Here is a 15575-nt window from a genome sequence, read left to right as displayed (position 1 = left end):
ACAATTGAGCTAGGAGCCGTCGCTATGCAGTTAAGATGTTCGTTGGTCGCAATCAGCGTGATCGCAATATTAAACTCGCCTGTATACGCAAAAGAGAAAGACATGCGACCTGAGCCTGTGGTGTTGGCGAGCAACTATAGTGATGAAATCGATTTAGAGCAGTATTGGCAAAGTGAGAAACTCGATGGCATTCGTGCGGTTTGGGATGGTTCCACTCTCCGCACTCGACGTGGAAACCCAATCGCTGCACCAACGTGGTTTACAAAGTCTCTCCCCAATTTTCCTTTGGAAGGGGAGTTGTGGGCAGGTAGAGGAAACTTTCACATTGTTCAACAAACGGTGTTGGATCAATTACCCAAACAAGTGGCTTGGTCATTGATCCGCTACATGCTATTTGACATTCCTTATAGCGATCAGAGCTATCTGAAACGCTATGACGCCTTACAGAGTTTAGTCAATACGCTGGATACAGAACATATCCAATTGATTGAGCATACACCAATAGAAAGTCAGGCGACATTGTTTGACAATCTTGAGCGTGTAGCGGCACTTAAAGGTGAAGGTTTAATGTTGAGGAATATTCATCATGCCTATCACGCAGGGCGAAGCCAAGATCTAATCAAGCTTAAGAAACAGCAGGATGGAGAGGCGGTCGTTGTTGGTTATAAGCCAGGCAAAGGCAAGTTTTCCAATATGATGGGAGCACTGTTAGTCGAATTGCCCAATGGACGACGGTTCTATATTGGAAACGGATTCAGTGACGAGCAGCGTAATTTCCCTCCACCATTGGGTAGTCGCATTACCTATCAGTTCAATGGCTACACTCAAAATGGCGTGCCTAAGTTTGCTCGATTTCTTAGAGCCGCAATAGATCAATAAAAAACAGGCCAGTCAATTGACTGGCCTGTCGCGTTATTTAGATGCAAGTTCTAATTGATGAGCATCATCGAGTCGATGCATCCAAAGTAGGCGTAATCCGAGCATGATCGCTGCCGAAGATAGGCCAATAATAAAGCCCATCCAGAAGCCGTGAGCGCCCATTGGTTCTACAATCCAGTCTGTCATAGCGAGTATGTAGCCTAGTGGTAAGCCCAATACCCAGTACGCAATAAAGGTACGGTTGAATATTGCTGCCATATCCTTGTAGCCACGAAGAGCACCAGCCGCGACAACTTGTACCGCATCGGTCACCTGATAAACCGCTGCCAGCAATAATAGCTGCAACGCAAGCTCGATCACTGCTCGGTTGTCGGTGTAGAGCAGGGCGACTTGTTCTCTGAACAAGACGGTGAATAGTGCCGTAAACAGTGAGCTTGCTACCGCAACGATAAGGCCAACACGAGATGCGATGGTAGCCCCCTCAACGTTAGATTCCCCAAGTCTGTGTCCGACGCGGATACTGGTTGCAGCACCAATACTCATTGGGATCATAAACACTAATGATGAGAAATTAATCGCGACTTGGTGAGCTGCGACGACAAGTGGCCCTAATGGTGCCACCAACAGAGCGACAACAGCGAATAGGGTCACTTCAAAAAACATGGCGGCGGCGACGGGGAATCCCAGTTTAAATAGACGTACCAATGGCTTTATTTGTGGACGATGAAACTGTGCAAATAACTGAACGTGTGCCAATCGATTGGACGTCAGCACATAGAAAAGCAATAAGGCAAACATAATCCAATAAACAATGGCTGTAGCGACACCACAGCCAACCCCACCAAGAGCAGGGGCGCCAAACTTGCCATAAACAAATATCCAGTTGAGCGGAATATTGATCAGGAGTCCAATAAAACCAATCACCATCGCTGGCTTAGTCAATGACATACCATCGGTTAAGCTTCGAAGCACTTGGAACAGCAAAAATGCAGGGACGGCGAAGATAACAGCGTGCATGTAACCAATCGTTTTGCTCGCCATCAGAGGCTCGACGTCCATTAGACCGAGGATACCTTTGGTTTGCAGCAAGACTAATGAAATCGGGATAGACAGCAAAAGTGCCATCGCAAGTCCCTGATGGATTTCAAATGGTACTTTGTGCTGTCTACCTGAACCATTGAGCTGTGCCACAACAGGGACTAAAGCCATTAGAAGACCAACACCAAATAGAATCGACGGTAGCCAAATACTCGCAGCAATGGATACTGCTGCCATATCTGTTGCGCTGACGCCACCCGCCATTACGGTATCGACAAAGCCCATCCCTGTTTGAGCCACGGAAGCAATCAGAACAGGTGTAGCCAGTTTTACCAGTGTGTTAGCTTCGGTTTTATAGCGATGCAATGAAAAATACTCCAACAAACTGTTTGAAAAACCTGAGTGAATAGGCAAAGGAATGCTGCGTACTCAAGCACAGAGAAAATGATTGTCTGCGATGATAAAGAAATGTCACACTAAGCACCATGAAAAACTGACGGAATTAATCATGTTTACCGGAATCGTTCAGGGAATGGCGAAAGTTGTTGCCATCGAAAAGAAAGAAAAGTTTCAAACACATACCGTTGAATTCACTGGGTCAATGAATCAGGGTCTTGAGATAGGTGCATCTGTGGCACACAATGGGTGCTGTCTTACGGTAACGAAAGTGGATGGAGAGCTTGTTGATTTTGATTTGATGCAGGCGACGTTAGCGTTGACCAACCTTGGAGAGCTGGCTGTCGGAGATCGGGTTAATATTGAGAGAGCCGCTAAGTTTGGTGATGAAATTGGCGGGCACTCCATGTCAGGCCACATCTCGCTAATGGGTGAAGTGGTTGATGTGATAGACACACCAAATAATCGAACTCTATGGTTCGAAATTCCTCAAGAGATGATTAAGTATGTGTTGGCTAAAGGCTATATTGGCCTCGATGGTTGTTCGTTGACCATAGGTGAGGTCGAAGGTGCGCGGTTCTCCGTTCATCTCATCCCAGAGACGTTGCATAGAACTCTGTTCGGAAGCCGTAAGATTGGTGATAAAATTAACGTTGAATTTGATCCACAGACACAAGCCATTGTGGATACCGTTGAAAGAGTATTAGCGAGTAAATCGTTATAAAAAAAGCGCCGTTTGGCGCTTTTTTAAAATACTTGTTCATCGTCGGCATCAACAAACAAGTCAATCGTATCCATTTGCTCATTGACCGTCATGTTGAGGTGGATTGCATGGCAGCAAGCAGGACAATCATCGTAAAACTCTTGGCTACCATTCGACGCATCAAGTGTAATACTAATGGTATGACCGCAATGGGGACAAGCAACCCTTTTTTCTGTGTAGCTATGCATAACTCTTTTCCTTACATCTATATCGAAAACAGCGCCTAACTGACTCCCACTGAAAGTAAGAATTTCCCTGTAGACGATATAATCTTATGCTTAGAAGTTTCTGTTAGGCAGAAATTAAGTACAAAATTTGACTTAGCTATGAAAAGGCAAAGGTTGTCGAAACACACATCACTATTGATCGACTAAATGTTTGACAATTCAACAACCATAAACCTTCTTAAGTGTTTGTTAAATAAACATATTCACCATTAATATGAAAGAATTTTCTTTATCATTTTTTCTGATTGATCCAAGTAGTGTCCACCAAATTGATTGTAATGATTGAGTAAATGATAAAGGTTGTAGATGTCTTTCCGTTCGCTGTAACTGATGTCGAGCGGCAGAATACTTTCATAGCCTTGATAAAACTCTGGTTGGAATCCACCAAACAGCTCAGTCATAGCGATATCACATTCACGATCACCCCAGTAACTGGCTGGGTCATAACAAATCGGGCCGAAGACAGAACTTGCCACATTACCATGCCAAAGATCGCCGTGAAGTAGGGAAGGTTTAGGCTGATGATTGGCGAGTCTGGTCTGAATTAACTGGGTAAAGTCGTTGATATCGACCAAGTTAATTCCTTTCTCTTGCATTAATTGCAGTTGCCAACCAATTCGTTGTTCAGCAAAGAAACGGGACCATTTCCTATCCCACTTGTTAGGCTGGATCGTCGCACCAATAAAGTTGTCCTGATCAAAGCCGTATTCCTGCTGCTCGCCCCACTGGTGAAGTTCGGCGATCTGCTGTCCAAAGAGATAACTATTTTTGCTGTCATCTAATGGTTTGGTTGGGAGGTAGTTGAGTATAATGAAGGCGTTATCTTTGGTGGTACCCGCTAAAACCAGTTCGGGAACAGAAACCGTTCGGCTTTCACGCAACATGTGAATACATTCAGCTTCAGCTTCAAACTTAGGCAAAGAACCACGCTGATTAACTTTAACGAAATAGCGTTGTTCTCCGTCCGAAATCATATAGCATTCGTTGATTTCACCACCGTGAACTTTGCATTTTTCGCTTATTTCGTAAGCGAACATCAAGGTTTCAGAAAGCTGTTTTGATATGGCTTGCCACATAACATTTCCTAAGTCAGATGTATTTAACTACAGTGTAGAAGATGATGGCGTTGAATTCTGATTCATAGTGCAAAAAATTCAACGATTTAGACAATCTGACCTGTCAAATTCGCAAAGTGTGAAGTGTGTCCCTCATCGCATTCTTCGCTATAAAATATGCTATTAATAATACGTGAGTATTATTTGACTCTGCTTCAACTTTCTTAGTTACAGCAAGTTATGTCTAATGGGGTAGGCTACTATAGCCAGAACTGAACAAGTAATCAGCAACTGAACGGACACAAGTTGTGAAAACACATTGAAATGTCTTAGTATTAAAGATGGATATCGACGACATGACAATAATGGAGATGAACTGTGGTTGTTGAAACCGATGGTTACCTAGCTCTAATCGAGCACTTAGCTTTCAATCTTGATGTGTTTGCTTCTGAAGAAGGAGACACAGGAACAGAGAGCGTCGAAGATGTCGTTACCGATATGGTTGCGAGTAACATCATGGCTATCTTTGAGCAAAACCCAGAACTCCACTCTAGCGTCCGCTTCCAGTTACTTAAAGAAGCTGATTCAGTAGTAGAAGACCTCGGGGAGGTTCTTGCTGGAGTATGGGGCAAGCCTGCGACAAACGAACAAATTAGCTTCTTAGACGAATACATTGCTTTGGTTAAGAATTTGTTCGACTCCGCTGTTGCGAAATACGATTAACCCCAATTTGTTGTACGACTAATTGATTTCAGGCGAGAGGCTAACTCGTCTGAAATGCCAGTACTTGCTAGCCCAATATGGGTTGTCGAGTCTCGATATGACGACCCCTTTTGATGTTGACGCGTGCATAAACTGCTTGCCGCCAATATAAACGCCAACATGTCGAGTGTTGGGTGCAGTTTTAAAAAATACCAAATCACCAATTGTCGCTTGAGAGTAGGCGATTTCCGTTCCCACCTTAACTTGATCTAGTGTCGTTCGTGGTAACTGTATTCCCATCGCTTGTTGAAACGCAGTTTGCACGAATGCCGAACAATCCACCCCATTTAATGACGACCCACCTAAGCGGTAGGGAACACCTTCCCACTGGTCATAAACTTTAATCAAAGACTCTCTGATCGCCAACTGAGAAGCATTGGGCGCTAAATAAGTTGCCGACGCGGGCTGACTTTCTTGTTGAGGAGCACTGCTACAAGCCGTGAGTAACGTGGTCAAGATTATTGCGTTCAGGGATAGGGGAAGTGAATAGCGATTCATAATAATAACTCTAGTCTGCAATCTAACCGTAACAATCTCGCCATAATATTCTCGCCAGAAACATCGATATCAGGATCTTATCTTCATTATGGAAACGATGAAAAAAAGCACATTTTCACTGTCCCTTATTCAGACAATCAGTGCGGTATTTTTTACCATCACCTTACTCGTCATTTTACTTTCTGTCACTAGTATTAAGGGTTTAGAAAATATTAGACAACGTTTTTCAGAACTTTCCCAACAAGCTTTGCCACTGGCGATGACCAATGCTGAACTTACGCAAAACATTTTAGAGCAGGTTAAGCAGTTAAGCTATGCAACTGGAACTCAGAGCATCGAGTCACTATGTTGCACAAGTATTCGGTTTAGACTCCTACTGGTGTGCCGTATCTTAGTGATTTCTGAAAGGTTGCGAGAGCATCTTGTCAATTCGTTGCTCTTGCGCTGAACGGAACGTGGTGATGCCAATTTCGACATCATCATGCCCTAACTTTGGTTGGGCTCGATAGGTGGTAAATATCCGATCCCACACCGATAAAAAGAAGCCAAAGTTAGAATGGGTCTCTTGGGTAATGGTAGAGTGGTGTACGCGGTGCATATCAGGCGTAACCACCCACTTTCTTAACCATTTATCCCATTTTTGTGACAAATAAGCGTTACTGTGATTAAACATCGCACTGGCATTGAGAATGATCTCGAAAACCAGTACAGCGATAGGTGGTACGCCAAGTACTAATATGAGCGCAATTTTAATCCACATTGAAAGAAGGATCTCAATCGGGTGGAAACGAGAGCCGGTCGTGACATCTATGTCCTGATCAGAATGATGCATTCGGTGTAATCGCCACAGAAGCGGTACCCGATGAAAAACCAAATGTTGTAGATATATCGCTAAGTCGAGAACGATGACCGCAATAAGTAACACCATTGGTTGAGAAAGCGCAAAAAACTGATTAAACAGCCCGATTTGATGAGATTGAGCATAGTAGGCCGCTTCAATAGCGACGATGGGCATCAATAGGGTTAGGCATAATGAGTTGAAAGCGACTAAGCCTAGATTGTTAAGCCATCTGTAGAGTTTATTCTGTGTTAAACGTTTTCGTGGCGTCACCCATTCCCAAAGACCGCAAAGCACAAGGACGCCAACGAAAAAGCTTAATCGAATCATTTCTGGATTTTGCATTGATACTATTCCTTGCAACTGTTATTTGGGTGAGTAAACTTGCTCAACTTTGACATTATCTACACTGCGCTATGAGAATCCACGCCTTTCATCACTTGTACCAGCAACGCCTCGAACGTTCAACCAAGCCCTTTAATGCGCGAGGTAGTAAAGTCGCGCGTTGTCAGTACTGCCAAGTCGCACAGCAAGATTGTTTGTGTCAGCACCAGCCGACAGCGAGCACAGAGGTGGCGGTGTTGTTGTTACTCTCAGAGAACGAAGTATTCAAGCCGAGTAACACTGGACGCTTAATTTTAGATACGGTGGCAGACGGGCATGCATATCAATGGAGCAGAACTGAGCCTGAAGCGGCAATGTTAGAATTGCTCAACAGCCCAGATTACCAACCGATTCTGGTCTTTCCTGAGCAGTATGTTGAGGATCACTCAAGGCTGGTCGCGAATACGACCACTAGTAGCGACTTGGCACGCAAACCCTTGTTGGTTTTTCTTGATGGGAGTTGGCGTGAAGCTCGACGCATGTTCAACAAGTCGCCATATTTGAGTCAACTACCCGTTTTATCGATTAGCCCTCAGCGAATCTCGCAATATATGATGCGTCGTTCGGACAATGATCAACATCTCGCAACGGCGGAAGTGGCGGCACTGGTATTCAAACAATTAGGCCATCAACAATTGCATCAAACATTGACCATGTGGTTTGAGGTGTTTCGAGAGTCATATCTCAACAGCAAAACACGTAACAGAAGAGACGACACTAAACCGGCATTGAACGAGTACATCATGTCGAGAAACGAGAAATCACTCTAAAGAATCAATTCTGGTTGGGCAGAGACTGTTCAGTTGAGCACAACGCAAAGCTAAATTGGTTCTGTATCACAGTTTGTAGGCTTAGCTATATGGATAATGGTGCGATTATACGTTTTCTGATTGATTTTTTCTGGGAGAGATAAGATGTACTACGGCTTTGACGTTGGTGGCACTAAGATTGAATTTGGTGCGTTCAATGAAAAACTGGAGCGAGTGGCTACCGAGCGAGTACCAACGCCAACGGACGACTACGAATTATTGGTTGAAACCATTGCTGCTTTGGTTGCAAAGTACGACCAAGAGTTTGGCTGTGAAGGTAAAATTGGTCTTGGTTTACCAGGTATGGAAGACGCTGACGATGCGACTGTATTGACAGTAAACGTGCCTGCGGCTAAAGGCAAACCGCTCCGTTTTGACCTAGAGCGTAAAATTGGCCGTAGTGTAAAAATCGAGAACGATGCAAACTGTTTCGCACTGTCAGAAGCATGGGATGAAGAACTCAAAGACTCTCCATCAGTTATGGGTCTGATTCTAGGCACAGGTTTCGGTGGCGGACTTATTTATGATGGCGCGGTGTTTTCGGGACGCAACCACGTAGCTGGTGAGTTGGGTCATATGCGTCTACCGATTGATGCTTGGTTCCACCTTGGTGACAACGCGCCACTATTAGGCTGTGGTTGTGGTAAGAAAGGCTGTCTAGATAGCTACTTATCAGGACGTGGTTTTGAACTTATTTATACGCATTACTTTGGTGAAGAGAAAAAAGCGATCGACATCATCAAAGCGTATGAGCAGGGGGAAGAAAAAGCGTGTGTACATGTTGAGCGCTTTATGGAGTTGCTTGCGATCTGTTTTGCAAATATCTTCACGGCTAACGACCCACACGTTGTTGCTTTAGGTGGTGGTCTATCAAACTTCGAATTGATTTATCAAGAGATGCCTAAGCGTGTACCGAAATACTTACTTTCGGTAGCAAAATGCCCGAAAATCATTAAAGCGAAGCATGGTGATTCGGGTGGCGTACGCGGTGCAGCGTTCCTCAACATCAAATAGTAAAAAAACGGGACCATTTGGTCCCGTTTGTTATTCGCCTTGGTTGATCCGTTTGATCTCTGCTTCAATCTCCTCAAACGGTTGAGGTTTACTGATTAAGTAGCCCTGAATGTAGCGACATCCTAATTCTTGAAGCAGAGTTAGTTGTTGTTCATCTTCAACACCTTCCGCGATCACTTCTAGCCCAAGTTGGCGCGCTAACAGGTTTACCGATTTAATTAACACCGCATTGTTGAGATTGGTTGAAATATCTCGGACAAAAGAGCGATCGATTTTTAGGATATCAATCGAATTCTTCATTAAGTTTGAGAATGATGCATAGCCAGTACCAAAGTCATCCAACGCGATTTTAACGCCTTTCATGCGTAACACACTGAGTAGATCCTGAACATGTGGTTTATCTTCAAGAGGGATTGACTCGGTGACCTCGATAATGATGTCCTTCTCAGACAAACCTGACTGACCAATGATGTTCAAGATCGAACAGTTGGATGGGTCTTCTTCGCTTAGTTCATCGATAGATCGGTTAATCGATATCAAAATATTTTCATAGCCGCGAGATTTTAAACGTTGCAGATCCTGACAGGACTTCTCCAACACAATTTCGCCAAGCTGGAAAATATAGCCAAGATTTTCAGCGATAGGGATGAACTCGAATGGAGAGATAATCTCACCGTCTTCGGTCCAGCGTGCAAGAGCTTCGAGTTTGACTACCTTTTTATTGTTCAAATCGTAAATTGGCTGATAGTGAACATCAATGCGTTTTTCGTCGATGGCTTTCTTGAGTCGTGCACCAAGCGAATACTGTCTTGCCACTCGTTTTTCCAACTGAATGGAATAGATAGAGGTCGACGGAATAGGATCGCTCTTGGCTTCTCTTAGCGCATAGTAGGCCTGTTTTATCGGGTGTGTTTTGCTTTCAAACTCACTGATATTTGAGCAACCGATATTCACCGCGAGTTCAATTTCATGATTATCTATCACGACGCTTGTTTCGATCTTGGAGCGAACAAAGCTAACGAATTTATTGACCCCCTCGAGAGTGTCTTGAGTAAAGCTCAGTGCAAACTGATCTGGGCCATATCGACAGATGTTAATCTGATTGGTATCAAAATTGGTCGCCAGAGCATGACCAACATGGACGAGAACTTTATTACCAACGGATTCTCCGTACATATTATTGATTGACGAAAAACGTTTAAGATCGAGAATGATGACTGTTTGATTGTTGGTCTTTGATAAGGCATTAATAAAGCTTTCTCGAGTTTGTAGCCCCGTAAAATCGTGTTCGTTTTTATAGTTGTTGAGTTCACTTTCAATTGATTTTAACTTACTAAGATCTTCGAATGTCGCGATGTAGTTTTGTATTTCGCCAACTCGGTTTCGTAACACATAGATACTGAGTTTTTCGGGATAAACGGCGCCAAATTTCGTTTGGTTCCAGACCTCGCCGCTCCAGTGCCCCTGTTCATGAAGCTCTGCCCACATCTTTTGATAAAAGCTCGCCGGATGGAGACTAGAACTCAAAATAGAAGGTGATTCGCCCTCTAGCTCGGCAAAAGTATAGCCAGTAATATCTTCTACTTTAGAGTTGGTACTGATAATACAGTTGTGCTTGTCGGTAATTAATACGCCGTTACTAGAGAGGTCGACGATCTTTTGCGCGATGGTAAAGTCCGCTTCTAATTGAGAAATATCTGTCGTATTTCGTATGTTGCCTACCACCTTAGTCAATTCACCTAACTCATTGAATTTTTTAATGTAGCTAATTTCGAATTGCTTATTGATCGGGCACATTTCTCGATAAACAGTGAGAGTCTTAGCTTCACTCCCAGAACTTACATCAAGCATGAAGCGATCTAAGCTGATTTTACTCTTAAAGATATAGAGTCGGAAAAAGTCAGAAAATTGTAGTCGTTGATCAGGTTTCATGCCCGTCATATTGGCGAGATTTTTAGAGTAGCTAAAATGGTTATGAGCAATATCCCATGTCCATGAACCACTTTGCGTTAATTGCTCTGAACGTTCAAATTGTTCCAATAGTTTATCTTTTTGATCTGCAAGGCGTTGCTGAGTGATTGACTTACCGATCAGAAAACCGATTGTTTCTAGCCAAGTCTTATCAAAAGATATATCGGGTAAATCGGTGTCATACATGAGTGCGATAACGCCAACCACTTTGCCACTGCGCGACTGAATAGGAATGCCGAGATAACTGTGCGCATTGATTATCTGTAAGATGGCATCATCAGGGAAAAGTTGTTGAATTTTCTCTTTGTAGACACAGATTTCTCGGTTATCCAGCACCAGTTCACACGGCGTGCCACCTAAAGAATAGGTGATGTTTTCCGCTAGCTCGCCGTGGTGTAAGTAACAGTGAGAATGAGCAATGTTCTGCTCAAGATCATACTCAGCAATCAAACAGTGTTGTGGTTTATAGCGTAAATAGACGTCTTGTAGACAACGGTGGTAAAGCTCTTGTTCATTTCTTGAGTCGATGACTTTTGTAATGAGCGATTCCATTGAAAGGGGCCAATCCTTGTTAAGTAATATGTTCTATTTTTATGGTTTATAGGGTTGGCATAAATATTCACACAGGTGCCATTAATTGTATATGTACAATGTACGGTTTTGTGAGGGGAATATTGTCAAAATATAAAATGATCAGTTAATTCAGCTGGATGGAATGTCGCTGCCTAAACATTAAGGCCTAATAATTCTAGTGTAATTACTCCATTTCATTGTAAACAACGACCTTATGTTGAGTTAATTAGCCTTGTCTAAGAAAGAACAAAGGCTGGAAAGCCAGCCTTTGAAACGAGGGGATTACGAATTCTTCTTTCCTACACCAAGGTTCTCTTTCTGTGCCAAAGTGATTTTACTAAAGCCAAGTTTTTTAAAGTGATTATCACGATAATTGCGAACGGCTTTGGTGTCTGAAATCGCTTCGATTTGCTGCTCCATTTTTAGGTATGCCGAAATATCAATACCTTCAGCTTCTGCCACTGCCTCGTGAATGTTTCTGTGTTTCTCGTAAGAAAAAGCCAGTGTTTTGTCTTGGTCTTTGTAGGTATATAGGATTGTACGAGCCATAAATATTCAACCGTCTATAAAATAAAGAGGCCAGCTAAGCTGGCCCCTGAATGGATTGCTAGATTCTGCCTTGAAGTGGGATGATTGTCACGCTTTCTCCAACTTTAACCGTGTCAACAGCAGGGGATATTTCGATCAAGCAGTTGGCTTCACTCATTGAGCGAAGAATACCTGAACCTTGCTTGCCCGTTGTTGCGACGGTTAAATGGCCACGAGAATCAAATTGATAGATGCCGCGACTAAATTCTGTGCGTCCTTGGCGAGAACGTAAGGGTTCAGTGGCGATTGCCTTAATCTTTAATGGCTGCCAATCAAGTTCGCCTTGCATCTTGCGTATCGCTGGTTCGACGAAATTAATGAATGACACCATAACCGCCACTGGATTACCTGGTAAACCAAAGAAAGGTTTTTCGCTAATGTTACCGAAAGCGAGTGGGCGACCCGGACGCATGTTTATACGCCAAAAATCGATACTACCTAGCTGTTCAAGGGCAAGTTTAATGTAATCGGCATCGCCAACAGAGACGCCACCAGAAGTAATGACCACGTCTGCTTGCTGAGCTGCGCGTTCCAGTGCTTCAACCATCGTCTGCTGGTTGTCCTCAACAATGCCAAAATCTAAAATTTCACAACCAAGATTTTGCAGTAACCCCATAATGGTGAAACGATTTGAATCGAATATAGAGTGCGCTTTTTGCTCACTCCCCGGGGCTTGAACTTCATCACCTGTTGAGAAAACAGCAACTTTAAGCTTACGGTAGACTTGGCATTCACCGTAACCAAGAGAGGCGATCATTCCCATCTCAGCAGAAGAGAGGCGCTGACCAAGAGAAAATACATCACTTCCTGCCGCTAGGTCTTCACCTGCAAGACGTACATTCTGACCTTGTTTTATTGAAGCATTAGGAAACGTGACGATGTCACTATTTTCGGTGGCTTGTTCACGCATGACAACTGTGTCGGCAAATTGTGGCGTCGGTGCACCTGTCATGATTTTTACCGCTTGACCTTTTTGTAAAGGTTGTTGATAAGCATGACCTGCGAGTACTTCAGCCACGACTTGGTAGTGTTGACGATTGAGGTCATCACCACGAATCGCGTAACCGTCCATTGCCGAATTGGTGTATTGAGGCACATTGACTGGTGAAATGATGTTGTTCGATAAAACTCGACCAAAACAAGATTCCACAGCGCACGGCTCATTCTCAGTGACGGTGTTGACAAGTGACAGAATTTTTTCTTGTCCTTGCGTGACAGAAAGATACGCAGGGGAGAGGGTGTCACAACATGGCGCCACATGGTTTGGTTGGATACCATTTTGTGCGTACTGAATGACAAACTGAGCAATCACATCAAGGTCATTGATATCCATTTGTGGCAGTTCGCTATCCTTGACTGGCGTATCCGACGCAATGGCAATGATGTTAGTGTCATTTGGATACAACCAAGGTTTACCGACAACTTCGCGATGCAATTCAATCTTAGGAAACGCGATGTTTTTACAGCCTTCAACCAAAATGATATCGAGTTTATCGGTATCAAAACGTGTCAGTAGATATTGAAATTGTGATTCTTCCTCAGGTGTCTCCGTCATCAGTGCGTAACGATTACGAGAAGAAATCAGCATTTGCGATGCGCCAGCTTTACGAAGACGATAACTATCTTTTCCTTCTTTATCGACGTCAAAATTGTGGTGAGCGTGTTTCAGCATACCAATGCGCAGACCAGTGGTTGTTAGCTTTGGCAATAGTGCTTCAAGGAGCGTCGTTTTACCTGTGCCCGAATAGGCAGCAAAACCTAGAATAGGAATGGGTGTTTGTTCAATCATCAGTCAATGGTACCGAATTGAGCGAGCTCTTCTGGTGTGTTCAAATTAACAAAACAGTTTGGTGAATCGCTAAAGTCGACATACTGGGTATGGCACTCTTTATAAAGTAGGATGATTTTGCGATCACCGCGCTCTAAGAAAGCGGTTAACTTGGGAAGAACTCTTTTGTGATAAAGGGTGAAAACCGGCTGTTGGTGGTCACCATCGTGAGCAACGAGAATATCCGTCTCGTCGGTGACAGAAGCGCAAAAACGCTCGACGAGATCGTTATTGATCAGTGGACTGTCACAAGGGACGAATCCTACCCAGTCTGTTGGTGCGTTGAGCAGCCCCGCATGGATACCGCCCATTGGCCCGGGATAGTCTTTAAATTGATCACTAAATACTTCGCCGAACTGAGTATAAATACTCTGATTTCGGTTAGCGTTAATCATGATGCGCTCAGTCTGTGGAGTGAGACGCTCGATAACGTGTTGAATGAGTGGTTTGTCATTCAGTTGGACAAGCCCTTTGTCTTGTCCGCCCATACGGGTTGCTTGTCCACCAGCTAAAATGACCCAGCTAGTTTGCATTGGAGGAAGCATAATTAGTTTGTAACTCTTTGTCGGTTATTACTTGAAGCAGAGGAGACTCTACCAAAGTGGCTTCTTTTATCCACCATTGTTTACGGCATAAAGCAGTCAAGGCGTTTTGCTGATGACTGGTTATCACCAAACTTGACCCACGTTCGAGAAGATCTTGCGCCATAATCACTAAACGGTCGATCGATTCTTGATCTAAAGAAGCACTGGGTTCGTCCATCAGCAAAATCGAAGGCTTTAGAATCCACGCTCGTGCCATTGCAACGCGTTGCTTTTCGCCCCCCGACAGCACTGAGATGTGTTCGTCTGCAAGAGTTTCTAAGCCTACCATGCGCAGTGCCGTAATAACTTGAGCTCGCTTATCTTTTGCTGTTTCTTTTTGATAGCGAATACCGTATGCAACATTCTGGTATACCGTGCCATCAAATAAATAGGGAGACTGATGGAGGTAGATAACATTTTTTCGTCCCGATCGCGAAAAGAGTCTATTGCGCCACGAGTCACAGGGGGCGACAACTTTACCGGTGGTGGGTTTGATCAACCCAGAAAGGATTTTTAGCAGGGTAGTTTTACCGACACCATTATCTCCTTTTAGATAAATGGCGTCGTTTGGACCAATATTCAAAGTAGGGATGTGAAATAGCACGCGCTCTTTGAAGCGCATAGAAAGTTGCTGTGCCGTTATTTTTATAGTCATACAGCGCCCTTAAGTTCTGAGGTAGCCTTTGCCACGCATACTGGTAAGCAAGAAGTTTAATACTAAGGCTAGAGTCAGTAACACTATGCCTAATGCGACACCTTGCGCAAAGGCACCCTTGTGGCTTTCCATAGCAATCGCTGTCGGTATGTTGCGAGTGATGCCCATAATGTTGCCACCAACCATAGTCGAGCAACCCACCTCTGTCACGATGCGCGAGAAGGCAGCAATAGTGGCTGCAAGAAGCGGGAACCGTGTTTCCCAAATCATTGTTCCAACGATGCGAGGTACCGAAGCTCCGAGCGTGATTGATGTTTCAACCGCTCTTCGGTCACTAGATTGAAGCGCGCCATGCATCATTGAAACCAGTACCGGAAAACCGATAAGCATCTGACCAACAATCATCGCTTTCTGAGTGAATAGCATCTGCCAGTCCCCGAGAGGACCTGCACGTGACAGTAGCATGTAGAGCAGTAATCCAATCACAACGGTTGGGATAGCCTGAAGCGTATTGACCAGCGAAAGAAAAAGCCATTTTCCCCTGAACTCTGTGTACGCGAGAACAAAAGAGAAAATGATTGCTGGCAACAGCACGATCGAAATCGCTGACAATGAAACACTAAAGGAGACCGCGACGATCTCCCAAAGTTCGCTATCGAGGCTCACCAATAAGGCGAGCGCATCGAGGGTGGTTTGCCATAGGCTCATCGAAA

The 15575-nt window shown here is 44.0% G+C and carries 16 protein-coding genes and 1 pseudogene; 6 read left to right on the top strand and 11 right to left on the bottom strand.

All coding sequences use genetic code 11. From position 1 onward, the window contains the following. Nucleotides 1-24: 24 nt before the first annotated feature. Nucleotides 25-879, top strand: coding sequence for a DNA ligase (locus QTN95_RS03320; protein WP_331416319.1), 855 nt, complete (start codon nucleotides 25-27; stop codon nucleotides 877-879). A 33-nt stretch (nucleotides 880-912) separates the two neighbouring features. On the opposite strand, the gene QTN95_RS03315 is transcribed toward QTN95_RS03320, so the two are convergent. Beyond that, nucleotides 913-2283 carry an MATE family efflux transporter gene (locus QTN95_RS03315; protein ID WP_331416318.1) on the bottom strand — a complete coding sequence of 457 codons (1371 nt, stop codon included), beginning with the start codon at nucleotides 2281-2283 and terminating at the stop codon, nucleotides 913-915. 142 nt (nucleotides 2284-2425) lie between these two features. On the opposite strand from QTN95_RS03315, the gene QTN95_RS03310 reads away from it, so the two are divergent. Continuing rightward, nucleotides 2426-3037 (top strand): riboflavin synthase subunit alpha, encoded by a 612-nt coding sequence (locus QTN95_RS03310; RefSeq protein ID WP_331416348.1) that lies wholly within the window; start codon nucleotides 2426-2428, stop codon nucleotides 3035-3037. A 23-nt stretch (nucleotides 3038-3060) separates the two neighbouring features. Here the strand turns inward: QTN95_RS03310 and QTN95_RS03305 are convergent, their stop codons facing one another. Beyond that, nucleotides 3061-3264 carry a CPXCG motif-containing cysteine-rich protein gene (locus QTN95_RS03305; protein WP_138970938.1) on the bottom strand — a complete coding sequence of 68 codons (204 nt, stop codon included), beginning with the start codon at nucleotides 3262-3264 and terminating at the stop codon, nucleotides 3061-3063. Between the two features lie 248 nt (nucleotides 3265-3512). Next, on the bottom strand, nucleotides 3513-4379 hold the full coding sequence (locus tag QTN95_RS03300; protein ID WP_331416317.1) for a fructosamine kinase family protein: 867 nt from the start codon (nucleotides 4377-4379) through the stop codon (nucleotides 3513-3515). Between the two features lie 357 nt (nucleotides 4380-4736). Between QTN95_RS03300 and QTN95_RS03295 the strand changes: the two genes are divergently transcribed. Further along, complete coding sequence (locus tag QTN95_RS03295; protein WP_138970940.1) at nucleotides 4737-5081, top strand: DUF3802 family protein; 345 nt, start codon at nucleotides 4737-4739, stop codon at nucleotides 5079-5081. Between the two features lie 18 nt (nucleotides 5082-5099). Here the strand turns inward: QTN95_RS03295 and QTN95_RS03290 are convergent, their stop codons facing one another. Further along, on the bottom strand, nucleotides 5100-5618 hold the full coding sequence (locus tag QTN95_RS03290) for an NlpC/P60 family protein (protein ID WP_331416316.1): 519 nt from the start codon (nucleotides 5616-5618) through the stop codon (nucleotides 5100-5102). A gap of 88 nt (nucleotides 5619-5706) precedes the next feature. Between QTN95_RS03290 and QTN95_RS03285 the strand changes: the two are divergent. Beyond that, nucleotides 5707-5964 (top strand): annotated as a pseudogene (locus QTN95_RS03285) (methyl-accepting chemotaxis protein); the annotation flags it as partial. Between the two features lie 45 nt (nucleotides 5965-6009). Here the strand turns inward: QTN95_RS03285 and QTN95_RS03280 are convergent. Then, on the bottom strand, nucleotides 6010-6801 hold the full coding sequence (locus tag QTN95_RS03280; protein ID WP_331416315.1) for a sterol desaturase family protein: 792 nt from the start codon (nucleotides 6799-6801) through the stop codon (nucleotides 6010-6012). A gap of 71 nt (nucleotides 6802-6872) precedes the next feature. Here QTN95_RS03280 and QTN95_RS03275 point away from each other — a divergent pair, with 71 nt between their 5' ends. Together QTN95_RS03275 and nagK are read left to right on the top strand one after the other, a co-directional pair. Next, nucleotides 6873-7610 (top strand): tRNA-uridine aminocarboxypropyltransferase, encoded by a 738-nt coding sequence (locus QTN95_RS03275; RefSeq protein WP_138970943.1) that lies wholly within the window; start codon nucleotides 6873-6875, stop codon nucleotides 7608-7610. A 144-nt stretch (nucleotides 7611-7754) separates the two neighbouring features. Continuing rightward, nucleotides 7755-8663 carry an N-acetylglucosamine kinase gene (nagK, locus tag QTN95_RS03270; RefSeq protein ID WP_331416314.1) on the top strand — a complete coding sequence of 303 codons (909 nt, stop codon included), beginning with the start codon at nucleotides 7755-7757 and terminating at the stop codon, nucleotides 8661-8663. A 30-nt stretch (nucleotides 8664-8693) separates the two neighbouring features. Here the strand turns inward: nagK and QTN95_RS03265 are convergent, their stop codons facing one another. The 6 genes from QTN95_RS03265 to QTN95_RS03240 all read right to left on the bottom strand — a co-directional run bounded on the left by QTN95_RS03265 (nucleotide 8694) and on the right by QTN95_RS03240 (nucleotide 15570). Further along, the gene (locus QTN95_RS03265) at nucleotides 8694-11186 is read right to left on the bottom strand and encodes a sensor domain-containing phosphodiesterase (RefSeq protein WP_331416313.1); all 2493 of its coding nucleotides are present in this window, start codon (nucleotides 11184-11186) and stop codon (nucleotides 8694-8696) included. 303 nt (nucleotides 11187-11489) lie between these two features. Beyond that, nucleotides 11490-11756 carry a DUF2960 domain-containing protein gene (locus QTN95_RS03260; protein ID WP_138971922.1) on the bottom strand — a complete coding sequence of 89 codons (267 nt, stop codon included), beginning with the start codon at nucleotides 11754-11756 and terminating at the stop codon, nucleotides 11490-11492. Nucleotides 11757-11814: 58 nt separating this feature from the next. Next, complete coding sequence (locus tag QTN95_RS03255; RefSeq protein WP_331416312.1) at nucleotides 11815-13584, bottom strand: bifunctional molybdopterin-guanine dinucleotide biosynthesis adaptor protein MobB/molybdopterin molybdotransferase MoeA; 1770 nt, start codon at nucleotides 13582-13584, stop codon at nucleotides 11815-11817. Next, entirely contained in the window at nucleotides 13584-14168 is a 585-nt protein-coding gene (gene mobA, locus QTN95_RS03250) for a molybdenum cofactor guanylyltransferase MobA (protein ID WP_138971920.1), read from the bottom strand. The genes QTN95_RS03255 and mobA overlap by 1 nt, the downstream gene beginning before the upstream one ends. Next, complete coding sequence (locus QTN95_RS03245; RefSeq protein ID WP_331416311.1) at nucleotides 14146-14862, bottom strand: energy-coupling factor ABC transporter ATP-binding protein; 717 nt, start codon at nucleotides 14860-14862, stop codon at nucleotides 14146-14148. Before QTN95_RS03245 ends, mobA begins: the two co-directional genes overlap by 23 nt. Nucleotides 14863-14871: 9 nt before the next feature. Then, nucleotides 14872-15570, bottom strand: a complete 699-nt coding sequence (locus tag QTN95_RS03240; protein WP_331416310.1) for an ABC transporter permease — start codon at nucleotides 15568-15570, stop codon at nucleotides 14872-14874. Nucleotides 15571-15575: the final 5 nt, after the last annotated feature.

It is taken from the genome of Vibrio sp. M260112 (genome assembly GCF_036533775.1).
Lineage (GTDB): Bacteria > Pseudomonadota > Gammaproteobacteria > Enterobacterales > Vibrionaceae > Vibrio.
This window is presented reverse-complemented; position numbering and strand designations above follow the sequence as displayed.